The following is a 17449-nucleotide window of genomic DNA, read 5'->3' on the forward strand; positions in this document are numbered from 1 at the left end:
CGGGTCCGGGTCCCGGTCGGCGGAGGTGATCGGCCGGGGCCCACTCACACTCGACTCCCGCGACGTCCGCCGGCCGACGTCAGATGCGGGCGTCAGATGACGAGCGTCAGATGACGGGCGGACGCCCCAGCCGGGTGAGCCGCCACACCGTACGCCAGCGCATGGGCCGCCGCTCTCCCGCCGACTCCCGTACGCCTTCCACGAATCCGCCGAACCACGCCCGCAGCCCGGCACCGGACCGGTTCCGCGCGAGGGTCAGCAGCACCCAGACGCCCAGATGGACGGGGACGAGCGGGAGCGGCAGCCGGCGGCGGGCCAGCCAGACCCGGTTGCGGGCGTTCACGCGGTAGTAGATGGCGTGCCGGGCGGGCGAGGTCTTCGGGTGCTGGAGGAGCAGTTCGGGCGCGTAGAGGATGCGCCAGCCCGCGTCGGCCGCGCGCCACGCCAGGTCGGTCTCCTCGTGCGCGAAGAAGAACTCGGCGGGCCAGTCGCCGATCTGGTCGAGCATCGCCATCCGCAGCGCGTGCCCGCCGCCGAGGAAGCCGGTGACGTATCCGCCCCGCTGGGGGTCGGAGTTTCCGATCCGGGGCACGTGCCGCTGCTGGGTCTCGCCCAGTTCGTCGGCGATGCGGAAGCCGACGATGCCGAGCCGGTCGTCGGCGGCGTAGAGGTCCCGGACGCGGCGCAGCACATCGGCGTCGACGAGCAGACCGTCGTCGTCCAGATCCACCACGACGTCGATGTCGCCGAACCCGCGCAGCCGCGCCAGGGCCGCGTTCCGCCCGCCGGGGCAGCCGAGGTTCTCGTCGAGCTCGATGGCGGTGACCTCGCCGGGCAGCGACAGCCGCCGGGCGAACTCGGGCAGCGGGCAGCCGTTGCCGACGATCACGATCCGCTCGGGCGGCACGTCCTGCTTGGCCACCGACTCCAGCAGCGCGTCGACCTCCTCGGGCCGGTTGCCCATCGTGACCACGGCGACGGCGATCCTGGGCGCCCCCATGTCCTCACCTCATCCCGGTCGGCAGCTGACGGGCCGACGGGCGATGCTATCCGTTCACGATAAGGACCCTTTAAGTACGCCTGTCGGACCGCGGCGCGTCTACGCCGTCCGGGCGAACCGCCACGCACCGGGTTCTCAGCGGGCCGCGCGTTCCTCCACGGGGGCGACGGGCGCCTGCTGCGGGGTGGTGGCCGGGCGTCGGACCGGGCGGGGCAGTGTGCCGTGGGCCGCCATGATCCCGGCGATGACCAGTACCGCCCCGAGCGGCTGGTTCCACGTCAGCCGCTCCCCCAGCAGGAGCACACCCGCCGTGACTCCGACGACCGGGGTGAGATAGGTGACCGCGGCGGCGTTCACCGCGCCCCACGCCTGGACGATGTTGTTGTTCCACAGATAGGCGAGGCCGGTGCTCAGGGCACCCAGCGCCAGCATGCTCAGCGCGATCGGCGCGTCGACGCGGGGCGCGGGCGCCGCCAGCCAGGGGGTGGCGGCCAGCATGACGAGCGCGCCGATGGTGACCTGCACGAAGGCGACGCTGACCGCGGGCAGCCCGTACGGGGTGATGAACCGGCGCAGGCAGACGAAGGCGACGCCGTAACAGGCGGTGGCGCCCAGACAGGCCAGCTCGGCCAGGAGATGCCCGCCGCCACCGGTCAGGCCCGCCGGGCCGATCAGCACCAGGACCCCGGCGAACCCGGCGAGCAGTCCCGCCGTACGGCGCTTGTCGAGCCGCTCGTTCGCCAGGGCGACCGCGCCGACCGCGAGGGTCAGCAGCGGGGTGGTGGCGTTGAGGATGCTCGCCATGCCGGAGTCGATGTGCTGCTCGGCCCAGGAGAAGAGCAGGAACGGTACGACGCACAGCAGCATGGACACGACGGACAGCCGCAGCCACAGGCCGGGATCCCGGGGGATCCTGCTGCGGGTCACCGCCATGACCACGCAGAGCGCCAGCGCGCCCAGCACCAGTCGGCCCCAGACGACCTGAGCGGGCGTCATCCCCTCCAGCGCGACCTTGATGAACAGGAAACTGGAGCCCCACGCGCACGCCAGCGCGACGAACTGTGCCCCGATGCGCACGCGCAAGCCGACGCACTCCCCTTGACTCGTGTCGGTCCCTTGTGTGGGTCTCTACTCCGCTGTGTGCCGGTCGCTACTCCGCGGCGGCCGGGACCGCCGGCGCCGCGATGGGCGCCACCGCGGGCGCCACGATCCGGACGTAGTCCTCCGTGGCCATGACCACCGACCGGTCCAGCCGCCCCGCGTTGAAGGCGATCTCCTCGTGGGCCGCGAGGAACTCCTCGTCCACCACGACGGGCAGCGTGCCGGACAGCGACAGCGGCGGGATGGCGCCGACCACGCAGCCGGTGAGCTGCTCGGCCAGTTCCGACGGGGCGAACCCGCCCTTCTTGCCCTCGACCGCTGCGACGACCTTCTTCAGGTCCGCGCGCCGGTCCCCCGCCAGCACGGCCAGCACCGCCGGGGACTCGATCCCCTTCACCCGGCACACGAGCGCCTTCGCGCCCTGCGACACGGTCGTGCCGCGCACCGCGGACACCTCCTCGGAGCGTCCTTCGGCCGGGTGCTCGACCACGCGGTAGGTGGCCTTCTCCCGGTCGAGAAGGTCGAGGATCTGCTCAAAGGGACTCAACTGCGGCCTCCTGGGGCCTCGGCGGGCGTACGGCCGCGGAGCGGGGCGGCGTAGCACCGCTCCAGCCGGCTGACGAAGGTGTCGACGAAGGACGGCGGCGCGTCGGTCCAGGACCGCCAGTCACGCGTCGCCTCCGCAAGGTACGACATGCGCCGTACGTGCTTCCAAGTCCCGTCCCCCGTAGGCGCATCGGAGCCCGGGGTGAGGTCGACGGGGAGATGGGCGCGGAGCGCCTCCAGGTAGTCGGCGTAGACCCCGCTGCCGAAGTTCACCCGGGCGACCCCGTGCGCCGGCAGGGACGCGAGGTCGACCCGGGAGATCGAGCTGCCGCCGTGCACGACCAGGGCGCGGCCGGTGCCCCGGAGGACGCCGGTGAGGGTCTGGACGAGTCCGTGGTCGATCGCCGCGTACCGGTGTTCGCGCGCGGGTTCGGTGGCGAAGACCTCGTCCCACAGTTCGGTCTTGCGCCGGACCTTGGCCAGCCGGCGCTCCAGCCACTCCCTCTCCAGGGCGTCGAGCAGGGGCCGCTGGAACACGGGGACGCGGGCCCGGGCCTCGCGGAACACGGCGTCGAGCCGCGGCCCGGCGTCCGGACCGGCCCCTTCCGCCGTGGCTTCCGCCGTCTCTGCCGCCGTGGCTTCCGTCGTGGCTTCCGTCGTGGCCCGGCGGGCCAGCGCGGCCACCAGCCGGTGCTCGGCCGAGTAGCCGGGCAGCCCGGAGTCCGTGAGGTCCTTCTCGACGCGCGCGCAGGCCTCGGCGAAGGCGTGCAGGTCGTCGCCGGTGGCGCGGTCGTCCATCAGACCGACCTCGGCCAGCGACCGGCGGGTGGCGGCGAAGCCGTAGTCGAAGCTGTGGAACTGGCCCACGTGGGCGCCCACCAGGTCGAGGTCCGTGTCCTCGACGAACCGGGTGAAGTCGCTCAGGGTCGTCTTGTTCCACTTGCGCAGCCCGGCCCCGTCGATGGAGCCGATCTCGCCCTCGACGACGACGCCGTAGCGGCGAGCCAGTTCGGTGGCGGCGTTGGTGAACAGGACGTTCTGGTGCAGCGTGCGGCCTGACCCGTCGACCATGACCGAGTCGAAGCCGGCCTCGCAGGCGGCCTGGACCACCTCGTGGTCGTCGGCGTGGTCGAGGTGCAGCCGCAGCCGCGAGCCGAGCGCGGTGTTGAGCCGGTCGACGTCCCGCCGGAGCGTGTTGAACACCCCGGCGACGGCGGCGGCCGGGCCCCGGCCGACGCTGTCGGCGACGAACAGCAGGGCTTCCTGCGGCGAGATCTCGCAGTACACCTCCCGCCGTGTGCGCGCCGAGAGCAGGGCGTACGGCAGCAGCATGGAGGGGTGCTTCACGTTGAAGTTCGGCACGGTCCCGGTCCACCGGGCGGGGGGCGCCGCCGCTTCCCGGGCCGGTGGTGCGGCGGGGCGGCGGTTGCGCAGTTCCCAGTGGTACTCGTGCCGGACGCGCTGCACTTCGGCGAGGAAGTCGGGCAGGTCCGTGTCGCCGGGCGAGAGGGTGCGCACCAGCGGGCCGAGGGCGCGCGGGTCCAGGGCCCGGGGGTCCTCGACCATGAAGACCACGCCGAGCAGCGGGTCGTCGCGGCGCAGTGCCTCGGTGCGGCGAGCCGCCCAGGTCATCGCGGCCAGGCCGCTGACCGGGAGTTCCTCGCAGACGAACGCCACGGACTGGGCGGCGAGCGTGTCGAGCACGCGCTCGCAGGACAGCCGCTCGTCGGCGATGACCGTCCGCAGTTCGAGCCGTTCCAGGAGCGGCCGGGCCCACTCGGTGTGCCAGACCTCCGCGCTGATCACGGCGTGCGGCACGTCGGCGCCGCGCGGCCTTACGACAGCGCGCAGCACGCCGGGCGGCAACGGGGGCCGGGTGCTCCGGTTGGTCGCCGGACGCCCCGGGGAGTCCGGGGCCGCGGTGCCTGCGATGGCCGTGTCGGCCGTGTCGACCGGGGCCAGAACGGCGGCGGAAACCGCCGTGCCGGCCGCGACGCCAGTACCCGCGCGGGCCGCCGCAGCGGCGACACCGGCCGTGTCGGCGACGGCCGGAACGCCTGCGTGCGTGGCCGGACGCGCAGCACCCACCGTGTCCGGGACGCTCGCCGGACCCGCCGTGCTCGCCGGAGGCGCCGTCTTCGCCGGAGGCGCCGTCTTCGCCGGACCCGCCGTGCTCACCGGACCCGCCGTGTTCGCCGGAGGCGCCGTGCTGCTCATCGGAACACCTCGCCCAGGAGGCGGGCCGCGGCCGGGGAGTCGACGTAGGCGTCGAAGGAGTAGGCGAGCCGGTCCAGGGTGTGGTGGCGGAGCAGGTCGGCGACCTCGGCGCGGACCGCCGTGGGCTCGGCGCGGCGCAGCACGACCTTGGCCACCAGCCGGGCCACCTCGCGCATCTCCGCCTCGCGCAGCCCGCGCCTGGTCATCGCCTGGACGCCGAGCCTGAGGCCGTGCAGCCCGTTGGCCCCGGGCACCTCGATGTTGGTCGTGCGGATGCCGGCGTGCGCCAGGTCGCCCAGGGACAGCCGCAGCGCGTCGGCGGCCGACCCGGTGATGACGTGCACCTGGTGGGTCTCGGTGAACCCGAACGACTCCCCGGAGACCCGCACCCCCTCCTCGTGCAGGGCGTGCGCGAGGGCCTTGGCGTTGGCGAGGATCTGACGCGCGTAGTCATGGCCGTAGAGGGCGATCTCGGACAGCGCCACGTACATGGGTGCGATCAGCTCGGCGTGCGAGTTGCTCTGCATCTGCGGGCAGACCCAGTCCGACACCGCCCTGAGCTTCGGGTGGTCCGCGTCCCGGAAGGCGATGTACGCCTTCTGCGGTCCGGCGATGGTCTTGTGGGTGTTGCCGTGCACCGCGTCCGCGCCGAGCAGCGTCGGCTGCGGCAGCGCCCCGCCCGCGATCAGGGCACCGTCGTGGCTGGCGTCGTAGGCGAGGAAGACGCCCTCGGGCAGCGCGGCCCTGATCTGGGCGAGCGGCTGCCAGCGCAGTTTGAACGACTGGTCGAGGATGACGAGTTTGATCTCGGGGTGCTCGGCGCACAGCGTGGCCAGCCGGTCCACGTCGATGAGCAGGGTCCGGTCGACCATCGGCAGGTGGTACGTGTTGACGCCGGCCGCTGCGGCCAGCGACTCCAGGGCGAAGTGCCCGCCGTCCTTGTGCGCGAAGTGCACGAAGCCGTCGCCGCGCCCGCAGGTGCCCAGCAGTACGGCCTGCTCGGCGACCGAGCCGCCGTTGGGCCGCCAGTCGAAGGTGGCCGACTCGAAGAGCTGCCGGCCGATCCCGGTCAGCTTCCCCACCAGGGACGCGTTCGCGCCGGAGTCCGGGAAGGCCCACTCGCCCGCCTCGGCCGGGTACGGCGGGGCGAACTCGTAGAAGCCGCCCTGCAGTCCGCTGCCGAGCATCCGGACGAGCTTGCTCGGGTAGTTCTCGCTGGCCGTGAGGCTCAGGTGCTGTTCCCGGTAGGTGTTGTCGAGCACGAAGTCCGAGGCGAGCCGCTCCAGCAGGTGTGCCACCCGGTCGTCCGACCACGCCTGGCCGAAGACACCGTCGATGTCGTTCCCCGAAGCCTCGTCGATGATTCCCTCGGCCGCCTCGACCGCCGCCTGTGCTTCGTCATCGGCAAAGCCGATACCACTGTCTTGTTCTGCGGCACGCATGAATCATCCCCGTTGCATGTCGAAAAGAACCGAAAAGAAAAAGAAGAGACGCCGGAAAGGGCGAAGGGACGACACCCGCGCACGGCGCTGTGTGGGGTGGCGCATCGAAACAAACCGGATCCGGCTGTCGATGCTCTTCGACGAGCCGCCTCCGCCCCGGAATCCCCGGGGCCCCCTTCCGGAGGCATCCACACGTCAATGGCGGCGACTGTACACGGCGGGGAATAGTCCCGGCCTACCGCAATCCAGCCACTCTGCGACCCGCCTTTCTACGCCCTGCGGAAGGTGCGCGATACAGACAGATCGGCCAGGACGCCCGTCCCGAGCGCCCGGATTGCACCTACACATCCCGCAATCCGATACACACTCGGCGCCCGGCACCGCACCCGGAAACCCGCCTCCGCTTTGACTCGAATTCGCTCCACGAGCAACCGGTTTCTGACCTCCACAGCACCCTCGGCCGGCCCCGGGGCGACCGAGAACCTGCAGGTCGGCGGGGCTCTTGAAGCGGCTTCCGCGTCCGACTCCCGACCCGCACCGGAAGCTGCGCCCTCCAGGCACCACAATCACGCCAAACATCGAAATTCGGCCATCCCATTCACAGAAGCGACCGATAAAGAACCTCGACAAAATTCCCCTGTCCGTATTCCGGAAGGTCATTGCGCATTCGCCTGGGAGTCATGCACCATCCACACCGCCGGGGGGCACGGAGACGCTCCTCGCCGGGCGTGATCACGTCCGTGCTTCGCAAAAGAAAGGTCATGCGTGCTGCCTGCACCTTCGTTGACAGCAGGAACCGGGGCCAGCGTCGCGGAAACCTTGCTCAACGCCTTCTTGAACCGGGGCCATTCGCACTTCACCGGCGTACCGTGTTCCCTGCTCAAGGGATTCTTCCGGTTGCTGGAGGACCCCGGATGTCCGGCCGCGTACATTCCGGCGCCACGTGAGGACAGCGCCCTGGGCGTCGCCTCCGGTCTCGCCGTGGCGGGAGCCAGGCCCATCGTCCTCATGCAGAACTCCGGCCTCGGCTACTCGCTCAACGTCCTGACCTCGTTCAACCTCATCTACGACGTGCATCTGCCGATCGTGGTGAGCTGGCGCGGCCACGACGGCAACGACGCCGTGGAGCACGACGTCATCGGACGGGAACTCACCCGGCTGCTCGACGTGTTCGGGATCCCCTGGACCGTGCTGGACAACGAGCACCCCGAGGACTCCGCGGAGGCGTTCCTCAAGCAGTACGACTCCGGCCGGAGCACGGCCGTGCTGATCGTCCGGGAAGGGATCTGAGCGTTGCTGGACATCCGTGACGCCCTGGGCGCACTGCTGGAGCGCGAGTCCACCGCCCTGACGGTGACGACCTGCGGTTACATCACGCGCGACGTGTACAACATCCGCGATCGCGCCAACCACTTCTACCTGGTCGGTTCCATGGGCATGGCCGCGCCGATCGGGCTCGGCATCGCCCTGGCCCACCCGGACCGCCGGGTGCTGGTGCTGGACGGCGACGGCTCGTTCGCCATGAACCCGGGCTGTCTGCCGATGATCGCCGAGCACCGGCCGGACCTCGTCCACGTCGTCCTCGACAACGGCGCCCACGAGAGCACCGGCGGCCAGCGCACCGTCGCCCTCGGCGACCCGGCCGCCATGGCCCTCGCGGCCGGTTACGCCGCCGCCCACACCGTGGACGACCTCGACCAGCTGGCCGCGCTGGACCTGACCGGCACACCCACGCTGGTACGGATCCGCTGCAAGCCCCGCAGCCACCCCGCCGGACAGCGCGTGCAGCAGACGCCGCAGCAGCTCGTGGAGCGCTTCCGCGCCCAACTGGCCGACCCGGCGGCGCATCTGGAAGGAGCCGTGTGAAACCCACCCTGCTCGACTGCACCCTGCGCGACGGCGGGAACCAGAACGACTGGCAGTTCACCGCCACCGACGTCCACACCATCGTGAGCACCCTGGACGCCGCCCGCGTCGACGTCATCGAGGTCGGCTACCGCGGCGGCTCCGGGAGCAAGTCCAGTGCCACGGCGGGCCCCTCGGCGCACTGCACGCCCGAGTACCTCGCGGCGCTGCCGGCCGTCTCGCACGCCGAGCTGGCCGTGATGGTCGTCCCCACCGTGTGCCCGGTGACGGCCATGGACGACCTGCCCGACAGCCCGGTGTCCATGGTGCGTATCGCCGCCTACCCGTGGAACATCGACGGGGTCCCGGAGTACGTCCGTGCCGTGCGGGCGCTCGGCCTCAAGGTCGGCGTCAACCTCATGGCCGTCAGCTACACGACCCTGGAGCAACTGGCCGAGGTCGCCGCGGTGGTGGCCGGGGAGGCGCCGGACGTCTTCTACATCGCCGACTCCTTCGGCGCGCTCACCCCGGACGACGTCCGCCGGCGGATCGAGCTGCTGGCCGAGCGGCTGCCGACACCGCTCGGCATCCACGCCCACAACAACCTGGGCCTGGCCGCGGCCAACGCCGTCGCCGGTCTGGACGCGGGCGTGAGCTGGCTGGACGCCTCGCTGTGCGCCATGGCCCGGGGCGCCGGGAACCTCGCCACCGAGCAGGCCGCGGCCTTCCTCACCGCGTGGCCCAAGTACGACACCCACGCCGATCTGCCGCTGGTCTGCGAGGCCGCCGAGTACGTGGCCGAGCAGGTCCTGCCGCGCCCGATGACGGTGCGCCGGGCGGAGATCGCCGCCGGGATCAACGACCACCACTTCTACTTCCAGGACCGCATCGAGAAGATCAGCGCCCGCCACGGGCTGGACCCGTGGGAGGTCGGGCGCAGGATCGGCGCGGCCCGGCCGCGCAAGGTCCTCGACGAGACGGTCGAGGACGTGTGCCGGGAACTCGCCGGACAGACCGAACACACCAACGGAGGGGACGCATGACCGGGAGACGACCGCAGGAACGGAACGAGGCACCGGCCGGCGCGGCACAGCGGCTGCGCGCGGCGCTCGCCGCCCCGCGACTGACACGTGCCATGGGCTCGCACAGCCCGCTCAGCGCGCGGCTCGCCGAGGAGGCCGGCTTCGACGTCGTCTGGTCCAGCGGACTGGAGATCTCCGCCGCGGCCGGCGTGCCCGACGCCAACATCCTCGCCATGGGCGAGTGCCTGGAGGCGGCGGCCGACCTCGCGTCCGCGGTGGACATCCCCGTCCTCGCCGACTGCGACTCCGGGTTCGGCAACGTCAACAACGTCATCCACATGGTGCGCTCCTACGAGGCGCGCGGCGTGGCCGGCGTGTGCATCGAGGACAAGCAGTTCCCCAAGCTCAACAGCTTCATCGAGGGCAACCAGGACCTCGCCCCGCTGCACGACTTCGCGGGCAAGATCCGGGCCGCCACCGAGACCCGCACCGACATGCTCGTGGTGGCCCGCCTGGAGGCGCTGATCTCCGGGCAGGGCATGGCCGAGGCGCTGCGCCGGGCCGACGTCTACGAGCGGGCCGGGGCCGACGCCCTGCTCATCCACTCCAAGCGCAAGGACCCCGAGGAGGTCTTCGCCTTCCGCGAGGCCTACCGCGGCGACCTGCCGGTGATCGTCGTGCCGACCACCTACAACCAGGTCACCGTCGAGGAGCTGGAGCAGCGCGGCTTCGCCATGGCGATCTACGCCAACCAGGCGCTCCGCAGCTCGATCCGGGCCATGCGGGAGACCCTCACCCGGATCATGCGGGACGGCACCACGCTGAACGTGGAGCCGGAACTCGCCCCGCTCAAGGAGATCTTCGACCTGCAGCGCATGCCCCAGATGCTGGAACAGCAGGACCGCTACGAGTCCCTGGGACGCGAACTCGCGGAGGCCGCACAGTGACCACCCGCCCCACCACCCTGTGGCTGGACTTCCACGGCACCCGGCTCGACCTTGAGGTGGCGCCCGGTGCCGGCGTCGAGGACGCGCTGGCCTTCCTGGCCACGCATCTGACCGCCGAGGAGGCCAAGCCCGACGAGACCGGCCGCGAGCCGGTCGCCACGCTGCGCGTGCACGCCCCGGACCCGGAGCGCCTCGCGCCGCCGGCCGGGACCGCGCAGGAGGACATCTACCTGCGCAAGAGCGCCAGCGCGTTCTTCACCGTGCCGGCCCGGCGCGCCGAGGTGGCCGGCCGGGAGTACCTGGAGTGCGTCAAGACCGGCACGCGTTTCCTCTTCGACCGGGCCGCCCGCGTGATCGACGTGACGCTCGGCGCCGGCGGGCACATGGACCTCGTCGAGCTGGTGCGCGACCTGGTGCTGAAGCACCAGGAGAACACCGGCGCGGCGGTACTGCACGCCACCGCCGCCTACCGCGACGGCGAGGCCGTCCTGGTCACCGGCGCGAAGGGGGCCGGCAAGAGCACGGTGCTCCTGGAGCTGGTGGAGCACTTCGGCTACCAGGTGCTCAGCGGCGACAAGACCGTGCTGCACGAGCTGCCCGACGGCTCGGTCGTCGCGGCCGGCTGGCCCGACTACCCGCACCTCGGCTACGGCACCGTCGCCAAGTACCCGGGGCTGAAGGAGATCGCGGGCATCGGCGACGACTACGTGCCCGCCGAGGGCCACGTGTTCTCCCCGGTGGGGAAGTTCGCGGTGGACCCGCTGCCGTTCCGGGAGCGCTTCCCGAGCGCCCCCGTCGGGGTGCGGGTGCCCGTCGCGGCGATCCTGCACCCGGCCATCGGCCCCGGCGAGCACACGGTCGTCGAGCCGCTGACCGGCAGCCGCGAGGAGCACGCCGAGGTGCTGCGCGCCAACGTCGAGTCGGCCTTCGACGGCGCCAACGCCGGCTGGCACCACTACCTCGACGACGGCCGCGCCGCTCACACCGCCCAGGTCAAGCGCATCACGGACCTTTTGGCCGGGGTGCCCGCCTGGACTCTGACCGGCCCCGGCGACCTCACGGGCGAGAACACGCCGGCGGCGATCGCCGGGCCCGCCGAGGTGGCCCCGTGATCGAACTGACCGTGGAGAGCACCGGCCTCAACTCCCACTACGACCTCACCGACCGGATCGCCGCCACCCTCCAGGAGCACGGCACGGGCGACGGGCTCGCCGGGGTGTTCGCCCACGGCAGCACCATCGGGCTCACCGTCATGCGCTACGAACCGGGCGCGGTGCAGGACCTGCTGCGCACTCTGGAGCGGATCGCCCCCGAGTCCCCCGCCGACGGCAGCCGCTATCTGCACGAGCTGACCACCGCCGACCCCAACGGCTTCTCCCACCTGAAGTCGTCGCTGCTCGGCACCAGCCTGCTCGTGCCCTTCCGGGAGGGCCGCCTCGCCATGTCGCCGAGCCACCGCGTGGTGCTCTTCGACTTCGACCTGAAGCCCGCCACCCGCCGCGTCTTCGTCGACGCGCCCCGGAGCGCGGCGCCCGTCCCCGCCACCCACACGATCAAGGAGAACAGCCGGTGAAGCTGCGGCTGGCCACACCCGGGCCCACCGAAGTCCCGCAGCGCCTGCTGCTGGCCGGGGCCCGCGAGATCATCCACCACCGCTCCACCGAGATGGAGCAGCTGATCCACGAGATCAGCGGCGGCCTGCCCCCGCTGTTCGGCACCAGCGCCCCGGTGTACACCATCGCCTCCTCCGGGACCGGCGCCATGGAGGCCGCGGTCGCCAACTGCTTCTCGGCCGGCGACGAGGTCCTCGTCGTCTCCAACGGCTACTTCGGCGAACGCTTCCAGGCGATCTGCACCTCGTACGGCCTCGTCGTGCACGTCGTCGAGAGCGACTGGGGCACCAGCGCCGACCCCGAGCGGGTCGCGGCCGCCTACCGCGAACACCCCGGGATCAAGGGCGCGTTCGTCGTCTACAGCGAGACCTCCACCGGCGCCCTCAACGACGTCGAGGCGATCGGGCGGATCTTCCGCGACACCGACGTCGTCGTGGTCGTGGACGCCATCAGCGGTCTGCTGGTGCACCCGCTGGAGATGGACGCGTGGGGCCTGGACGTGGTCCTCGCCGCCTCCCACAAGGGCTTCATGCTTCCGCCGGGGCTCGCCTTCGTCGCCCTGTCCGACAAGGCGTGGACGGCCGTCGAACGCTCCACCGGGCCGAACTACTACTGGTCCTTCGAGCGGCTGCGCCACTTCTACCCGATGTCGTCCTCCTCCCCCGCGGTGTCCCTGCTGCTCGCCCTGCACGAGTCGCTGAAGATGCTGGACGAGGAGGGCATGGAGGCCTTCCGCAGGCGCCACGCGGTGCTGGGCAGGGCGGCCGAACGCGGGCTGCTGAAGCTCGGGTTCAGCACCTTCGTGCAGGCCCCGCACCGGCGCAGCCACGTCATCACCTCGGCGCTCGCGCCCGAGGGCATCGACACCGGTCAGCTGCTGAAGACGCTGTCCACCTCGTACGGTGTCACGATGACCGGCGGCCAGGCCCACCTCAAGGGCAAGCTCATCCGGGTCGGGCACGTGGGCGCGGCCGACGCCCTCGACCTGAGCGGCATCTTCGGCGCGCTGGAGATGGCCCTGCTCGACCTCGGCCACACCTTCACGCCGGGCTCCGGCGTCGGCGAGATCATCCGTACGTTCCACGAGGAGGGCCGCTGATGCTCGTCCTGTTCCAGCGGGAGACCTGCCCGGACTGCAAGCCGGTGCGCGAACTGCTCACCAAGCTCCAGGTCTCCTACATCAACATCAACGTGCCCAAGCCGCGCGAGGAGCGGCACGAGCTGATCCGCACGACGGGCAGCAAGTTCATCCCGGCCCTGGTGGACGGCGCCACGGTCATCCCGGGCAAGCTGCGGGAGAACGCCGACATCATCGCCTACCTCAAGGAGCGCTTCGGCGACCCGGAGGCGGTGGCGCCCGAGGCGGGGGCCGCGGCGGAAGCACAGCCGGAGCCCGTGGCATGACCTTCGGGCAGCAGGTGCCCGCGACACCGCGTATCGCGGTGCTCGCGGGCACCCCGCAACTGGTGCGCGCTGCCCGCGCCCTGGGCATCGACACCGTCTTCGTGCACGACGCGGCGCAGCCGGCGCCGCCCGTGGCCGCGGAGGCCGGCACGGCACTGGCGGCACCCCTGGCGGACACCGACGCCCTGCACGCGGCCCTCGCGCCGCTGCACGCCGAACGCCCCTTCGCGCGCGTCCTGTCGCTCACCGAACGGGGCCTGCTGCCGACGGCCGCGGTCGCCGAGCGGCTCGGCCTGCCCGGCAACTCCCTGCACACCGTGGGCCTGTTGCAGGACAAGCGGCGCATGCGGGAACTCCTCAACGCCCGCGGCATCGGCCCCGTGCCCACCACCACCCCGCGAGACCCGGCCGGCCTCGCCGCGTTCTGCGCTGCGACGGGCGGGCCGGTCATCCTCAAGCCGGCGGCGGGCACCAGCAGTCAGGCCGTCTTCAAGGTGGCCGGGCCGCAGGACGCCGAGGACGTCTGGCGGGCGTTCGAGGCGGCGGGCGGGCTCCGGCCGATCGCCGAGGAGTACCTCGACGGGCCGGAGATCAGCGTGGAGAGCTTCTCGTACGACGGCAAGCACACCGTGCTCGCGGTGACCGACAAGCTGGTCGGCACGGCGTTCGTGGAGACGGGGCACACCCAGCCGAGCGCCCTGCCCGCGCCCGTGCTGGCGGAGACCGCCGCGCTCGTCCGGGCCTTCCTGGACGCCGTGGGCCTGACGGAGGGCCCCGCCCACACCGAGGTCAAGATCACCTCCAAGGGCCCCCGGATCCTGGAGTCGCACAACCGCATCGGCGGCGACAAGATCCGCGAACTGCTGCGCCGCGCCTACGGCCTGGACGTGGTGGCCCTCACCGCGGGCTGCCCGCTGGGCCTGCTCCCGCCGCCGGCCGACCCGCCCGTCGCCCGCCGGGGAGCGGCCATCCGCTTCCTCACCCCACCGCCCGGCACGGTCCGCGACATCGCCCTGCCCGACACCGACGGCACCACCGCCGAGATCCACCTGGACGTCGAGGTCGGCGACCGGGTCCGCCCGGTGCGCAGCTCGCAGGACCGCGCCGGATACGTCATCGCCGACGGCACGGACGCGGCCGACGCCGCCCGGGTCTGCGCGGCGCTGGCGGAGCGGGTGCGGATCGAGACGAGCGGGTGAGAGCGGTGCGCCACGCCGTCGTGACCGACATCCACGGGGACACCGCACGGCTGCGCGCCGTCCTCGACGGCATCCGCGAGCAGGAGGTGGACCGCGTGGTCTGCCTCGGCGACGTCTTCGAGTGCCGCGTCGGGAAAGCGGAGACCGCCGGGTACGAGTTCGGCGGCCGGCTGACCGACGTCTTCGACCCGGACCCCGAACTCGCCCGGCTCCTGGCGGGCGTACGGCTGGTGCGCGGCAACCAGGAGGAGCGGATCCGCGCCCTGGTGCCCGACCACGACCTGCCCGACTGGAGCCGCCCGCTGCTCGACGCCCCGCTGGAGCACCGCACCGGCTTCGCGCTGTACTGCCACGGCCACCCGCTGCCCTGGCGCGAACTGGAACCGGGGCTGTGGTGCCCGGCCGACGCGGACTTCCCCGGGCGGGCGCTGGTGCACGGGCACCACCACCGCAGCGCGCTGTACCGGCTGCGGCCCGACGGCACCGGCCCGGTGCGGGTGGAGCGCCTGCCCGTACGGTTCGGCGAGCCGGTCCCGCTCGCCCCGGACGCCCGCTACGTGATCAACGTCGGCTCCGTCACCGGCTGCGCCCCGGACCGCGGCCCCTCCCCGGCCTGGGCCGTCGTCGACGAGGCGGCCGCCACCGTCACCTACCACCACGCCTCACCCCCTACGGAGATCAAGTGACCCGGCAGGTACTCCTGCTCAACTCGGACAAGCCCGAGGTCCTCCAAGCCCTGGCCCGCCGCCGGGACGTCACCGTCCGCGTCATGACCCGCAAGGTCTACGCCGACCTGTACCGGGGGCACGAGGTGGCGTACGTCGACAGCTTCGCCGATCTGACGCAGGTCGAGCAGGCGGCGTACGAACTCGCCGCGCACGGGCCGGTCGACCACGTCGTCGCGGCCACCGAGAAGAGCGTCGTGGCGGCCGGCCTGGTCCGTGCCCTGCTCGGGGTGCCCGGGCCCGGCTTCGACGCGTCCCTGTGGGGCGCCCACAAGCGGGCCATGAAGGACAGGCTGCGCGCCGTCGGTCTCCCGGTGACGGACTACGCCCAGGCCGCCACGGTCGACGAGGTGCCCCGGGCGGCGGAGCGGACCGGCTGGCCCGTCATGATCAAGCCGGTGTTCGGCTCCGCCTCGAAGCGCACCTACCGGGTCGACTCCCCCGAGGAGTTCGCCGCACGGCACGGGGCCGGCGACTTCGCCGACCTCGCGGAACAGCGGCTGCCCGTCCAGGTGGAGCGCCTGGTGCGGTTCACGCACGAGTACCACTGCGACGGCGTCGTCCACGACGGCGAGGTGGCCCGCGCGGCCCTCTCCCGCTACTTCCTCCCTCCGCTGCGCACCTCGCCGAACCTGAACAGCGGGTACATCGCCGACCGGACCGACCCGTTCTCGCGGGACGTGCTGGACCTGCACCGCCGGGTGGTCGCCGCGCTCGGCCTGCCGGCCGGGGTGACGCACCTGGAGGTCTTCCGCACCGAGGAGGGCCCGGTCATCGGCGAAGTGGCGGTGAGGCCGGGCGGCATGGGCATCTCCCGGATGTGGTGGCACGCCTTCGGGGTGGACCTGTGGGAGGAGTTCGTCCGGGTCTCGACCGGTGAGCCGCCCAGCCGCCCGGACCGCGAACCGCGCCCCGGGACGGTCGGCCGCACCCGGCTGCCCGCGCTGCCCGGCCTGCGGGAACGGGTCCTGGAGGTGCCCGGCGTGCTGGAGGTGCTGACGCCCGAGGAGTGCGCCAGCCCGGGGCGCCTGGAGGCGTACTTCACGGCCGCGGACGAGGCGGCCGCCGAGGCGTTCATCGCCCGGCTGCACGAGATGGCGGTTCCCGCGGCATGAGCACCTCCGCCCGCAGCCGCACCCGCGCCCTGCTCGACGCCGGTCTGCCCGCCCCCGGCGAGCCCCGGCTGCTCGCCCTGTCCTGGCTGATCAAGACGGTCGGCAGCGGGCTCTACCTGACCACCAGCACCCTGTTCTTCACCCGGGTCGTCGGACTGCCCGTCCACCAGGTGGCCTCCGGCCTCACCGTCGCCGGGATCGTGGCGCTGGCCGGGGCCGTACCGCTGGGCAGGCTGGCGGACCGGTTCGGCCCCCGGGGCACGTACACCGTGCTGCTCGGCGTCCAGTTCGCCACGATGGCCGCGCTGGCCTTCGCCCGCAGCTTCCCGGCGTTCCTCGCGCTGATCCTGGTCTTCCTCCTGGCCGAGCAGGGCAGCACGGCGGCCCGCGGCGCACTGGTCGCCACGGTCGGGGAGGGCGCCGAGCGGGTGGCGCTGCGGGCCTACCTGCGGGTGGTGACCAACATCGGCATCACCATCGGCGCGGGGGCCTCGGCGCTGGTCATCCAGGCCGACACCGAGGCCGGGTACATGGCCCTGCTGTGGTGCACGGCGCTGACCTACCCGGGGGCGGCGCTGCCGCTGCGGTGGCTGCCGGCGCGCGAGACCCGGCCGGCCGGGAAGGCGGAGCGCACCGGTTCCGGCTGGCAGGTGCTGCGCGACCGGCGGTACGCCGCCGTCACCCTGATCTGCGGTGTGCTGTCGCTGCAGGCGCAGGTGCTGTCGTTCGGCGTGCCGCTGTGGGTGCTCCAGCACACCGAGGCGCCGACGGTCCTGGTGTCGGGCCTCGTCGCCGTCAACACGGTGATGGTGATCTGCCTGCAGATCCGGTTCAGCCGTGGCGCCGAGGACGACCGCCGGGCCGCCCGCATGTGCCGCAACTCGGGGATCGCCCTGCTCGCCGCGTGCGCGCTGGTGGCGTTCACCGGCGGGATGGGCGGCTGGCAGGCGACGGTCCTGCTCCTGCTGTTCGCGGCCGCGCTCACCTTCGGCGAACTGTGGCTGTCGGCGGGCTCCTTCGGCCTGAGCTTCAACCTGGCCCCCGAGGGCATGCACGGCCAGTACCAGGGCTTCTTCTCCCTGGGCCGCGGCGCCGCGACGGCGGTCGCCCCGGCCCTGATCGCCCTCCTCTGCCTCGGCGACCACCCGCGGGAGGGCTGGCTGGCCCTGGGCGCCCTGTTCGCCGCGGCCGGGGCTGCGGCACCGCTGACGCTGCGGGTGCGGGGGGTGGGGGTACGGGAGCGGTCGCTGGCCTCTGCGACGAAGTAGAGGGA

At 72.5% G+C, this 17449-nt stretch carries 17 protein-coding genes; 12 read left to right on the top strand and 5 right to left on the bottom strand.

Features of this window, described 5'->3' with window-relative positions:
• Positions 1–106: 106 nt before the first annotated feature.
• The 5 genes from ABZ386_RS16090 to ABZ386_RS16110 form a co-directional block, all read right to left on the bottom strand.
• Positions 107–1000, bottom strand: coding sequence for a glycosyltransferase (locus tag ABZ386_RS16090; RefSeq protein ID WP_355712992.1), 894 nt, complete (start codon positions 998–1000; stop codon positions 107–109).
• 135 nt (positions 1001–1135) lie between these two features.
• Entirely contained in the window at positions 1136–2077 is a 942-nt protein-coding gene (locus ABZ386_RS16095; RefSeq protein ID WP_355713081.1) for an EamA family transporter, read from the bottom strand.
• Positions 2078–2150: 73 nt separating this feature from the next.
• Positions 2151–2648 carry a YbaK/EbsC family protein gene (locus tag ABZ386_RS16100; RefSeq protein ID WP_114254533.1) on the bottom strand — a complete coding sequence of 166 codons (498 nt, stop codon included), beginning with the start codon at positions 2646–2648 and terminating at the stop codon, positions 2151–2153.
• Positions 2645–4864 (bottom strand): class II fructose-bisphosphate aldolase, encoded by a 2220-nt coding sequence (locus ABZ386_RS16105; RefSeq protein ID WP_358964929.1) that lies wholly within the window; start codon positions 4862–4864, stop codon positions 2645–2647. Before ABZ386_RS16105 ends, ABZ386_RS16100 begins: the two co-directional genes overlap by 4 nt.
• Positions 4861–6306 carry a hypothetical protein gene (locus tag ABZ386_RS16110; protein WP_358964930.1) on the bottom strand — a complete coding sequence of 482 codons (1446 nt, stop codon included), beginning with the start codon at positions 6304–6306 and terminating at the stop codon, positions 4861–4863. Before ABZ386_RS16110 ends, ABZ386_RS16105 begins: the two co-directional genes overlap by 4 nt.
• A gap of 897 nt (positions 6307–7203) precedes the next feature.
• Between ABZ386_RS16110 and ABZ386_RS16115 the strand changes: the two genes are divergently transcribed.
• From ABZ386_RS16115 to ABZ386_RS16170, 12 genes are read left to right on the top strand one after another with little or no spacing between them, the layout of a single operon-like run.
• Positions 7204–7596 (top strand): hypothetical protein, encoded by a 393-nt coding sequence (locus ABZ386_RS16115; RefSeq protein WP_355713003.1) that lies wholly within the window; start codon positions 7204–7206, stop codon positions 7594–7596.
• A gap of 3 nt (positions 7597–7599) precedes the next feature.
• Positions 7600–8172, top strand: a complete 573-nt coding sequence (locus ABZ386_RS16120; RefSeq protein ID WP_198678245.1) for a thiamine pyrophosphate-dependent enzyme — start codon at positions 7600–7602, stop codon at positions 8170–8172.
• The gene (locus ABZ386_RS16125) at positions 8169–9194 is read left to right on the top strand and encodes a hypothetical protein (RefSeq protein WP_351339702.1); all 1026 of its coding nucleotides are present in this window, start codon (positions 8169–8171) and stop codon (positions 9192–9194) included. The genes ABZ386_RS16120 and ABZ386_RS16125 overlap by 4 nt, the downstream gene beginning before the upstream one ends.
• The gene (locus ABZ386_RS16130; RefSeq protein ID WP_351339699.1) at positions 9191–10120 is read left to right on the top strand and encodes an isocitrate lyase/phosphoenolpyruvate mutase family protein; all 930 of its coding nucleotides are present in this window, start codon (positions 9191–9193) and stop codon (positions 10118–10120) included. Before ABZ386_RS16125 ends, ABZ386_RS16130 begins: the two co-directional genes overlap by 4 nt.
• Positions 10117–11232 (top strand): hypothetical protein, encoded by a 1116-nt coding sequence (locus tag ABZ386_RS16135; protein WP_358964931.1) that lies wholly within the window; start codon positions 10117–10119, stop codon positions 11230–11232. Before ABZ386_RS16130 ends, ABZ386_RS16135 begins: the two co-directional genes overlap by 4 nt.
• Complete coding sequence (locus ABZ386_RS16140; protein WP_358964932.1) at positions 11229–11693, top strand: YjbQ family protein; 465 nt, start codon at positions 11229–11231, stop codon at positions 11691–11693. The genes ABZ386_RS16135 and ABZ386_RS16140 overlap by 4 nt, the downstream gene beginning before the upstream one ends.
• Positions 11690–12832, top strand: a complete 1143-nt coding sequence (locus ABZ386_RS16145; protein WP_351339690.1) for an alanine--glyoxylate aminotransferase family protein — start codon at positions 11690–11692, stop codon at positions 12830–12832. Before ABZ386_RS16140 ends, ABZ386_RS16145 begins: the two co-directional genes overlap by 4 nt.
• Entirely contained in the window at positions 12832–13137 is a 306-nt protein-coding gene (locus tag ABZ386_RS16150; RefSeq protein ID WP_351339687.1) for a glutaredoxin domain-containing protein, read from the top strand. Before ABZ386_RS16145 ends, ABZ386_RS16150 begins: the two co-directional genes overlap by 1 nt.
• Positions 13134–14336 carry an ATP-grasp domain-containing protein gene (locus ABZ386_RS16155; protein ID WP_358964933.1) on the top strand — a complete coding sequence of 401 codons (1203 nt, stop codon included), beginning with the start codon at positions 13134–13136 and terminating at the stop codon, positions 14334–14336. The genes ABZ386_RS16150 and ABZ386_RS16155 overlap by 4 nt, the downstream gene beginning before the upstream one ends.
• Before the next feature lie 5 nt (positions 14337–14341).
• The gene (locus ABZ386_RS16160) at positions 14342–15022 is read left to right on the top strand and encodes a metallophosphoesterase family protein (protein ID WP_351339681.1); all 681 of its coding nucleotides are present in this window, start codon (positions 14342–14344) and stop codon (positions 15020–15022) included.
• Positions 15019–16176 (top strand): ATP-grasp domain-containing protein, encoded by a 1158-nt coding sequence (locus ABZ386_RS16165; RefSeq protein WP_358964934.1) that lies wholly within the window; start codon positions 15019–15021, stop codon positions 16174–16176. Before ABZ386_RS16160 ends, ABZ386_RS16165 begins: the two co-directional genes overlap by 4 nt.
• Complete coding sequence (locus ABZ386_RS16170) at positions 16173–17444, top strand: MFS transporter (protein WP_358964935.1); 1272 nt, start codon at positions 16173–16175, stop codon at positions 17442–17444. Before ABZ386_RS16165 ends, ABZ386_RS16170 begins: the two co-directional genes overlap by 4 nt.
• Positions 17445–17449 lie beyond the last annotated feature (5 nt).

Source organism: Streptomyces sp. NPDC006140 (assembly GCF_040628815.1).
Classification (GTDB): Bacteria; Actinomycetota; Actinomycetes; order Streptomycetales; family Streptomycetaceae; genus Streptomyces.

Bases quoted from the DNA above. Each gene is read 5' to 3' on its own strand.
- ABZ386_RS16090 (WP_355712992.1), bottom strand. From the start codon at position 1,000: ATGGGGGCGCCCAGGATCGCCGTCGCCGTGGTCACGATGGGCAACCGG.
- ABZ386_RS16105 (WP_358964929.1), bottom strand. From the start codon at position 4,864: ATGAGCAGCACGGCGCCTCCGGCGAACACGGCGGGTCCGGTGAGCACG.
- ABZ386_RS16110 (WP_358964930.1), bottom strand. From the start codon at position 6,306: ATGCGTGCCGCAGAACAAGACAGTGGTATCGGCTTTGCCGATGACGAA.
- ABZ386_RS16130 (WP_351339699.1), top strand. From the start codon at position 9,191: ATGACCGGGAGACGACCGCAGGAACGGAACGAGGCACCGGCCGGCGCG.
- ABZ386_RS16150 (WP_351339687.1), top strand. From the start codon at position 12,832: ATGCTCGTCCTGTTCCAGCGGGAGACCTGCCCGGACTGCAAGCCGGTG.
- ABZ386_RS16155 (WP_358964933.1), top strand. From the start codon at position 13,134: ATGACCTTCGGGCAGCAGGTGCCCGCGACACCGCGTATCGCGGTGCTC.
- ABZ386_RS16170 (WP_358964935.1), top strand. From the start codon at position 16,173: ATGAGCACCTCCGCCCGCAGCCGCACCCGCGCCCTGCTCGACGCCGGT.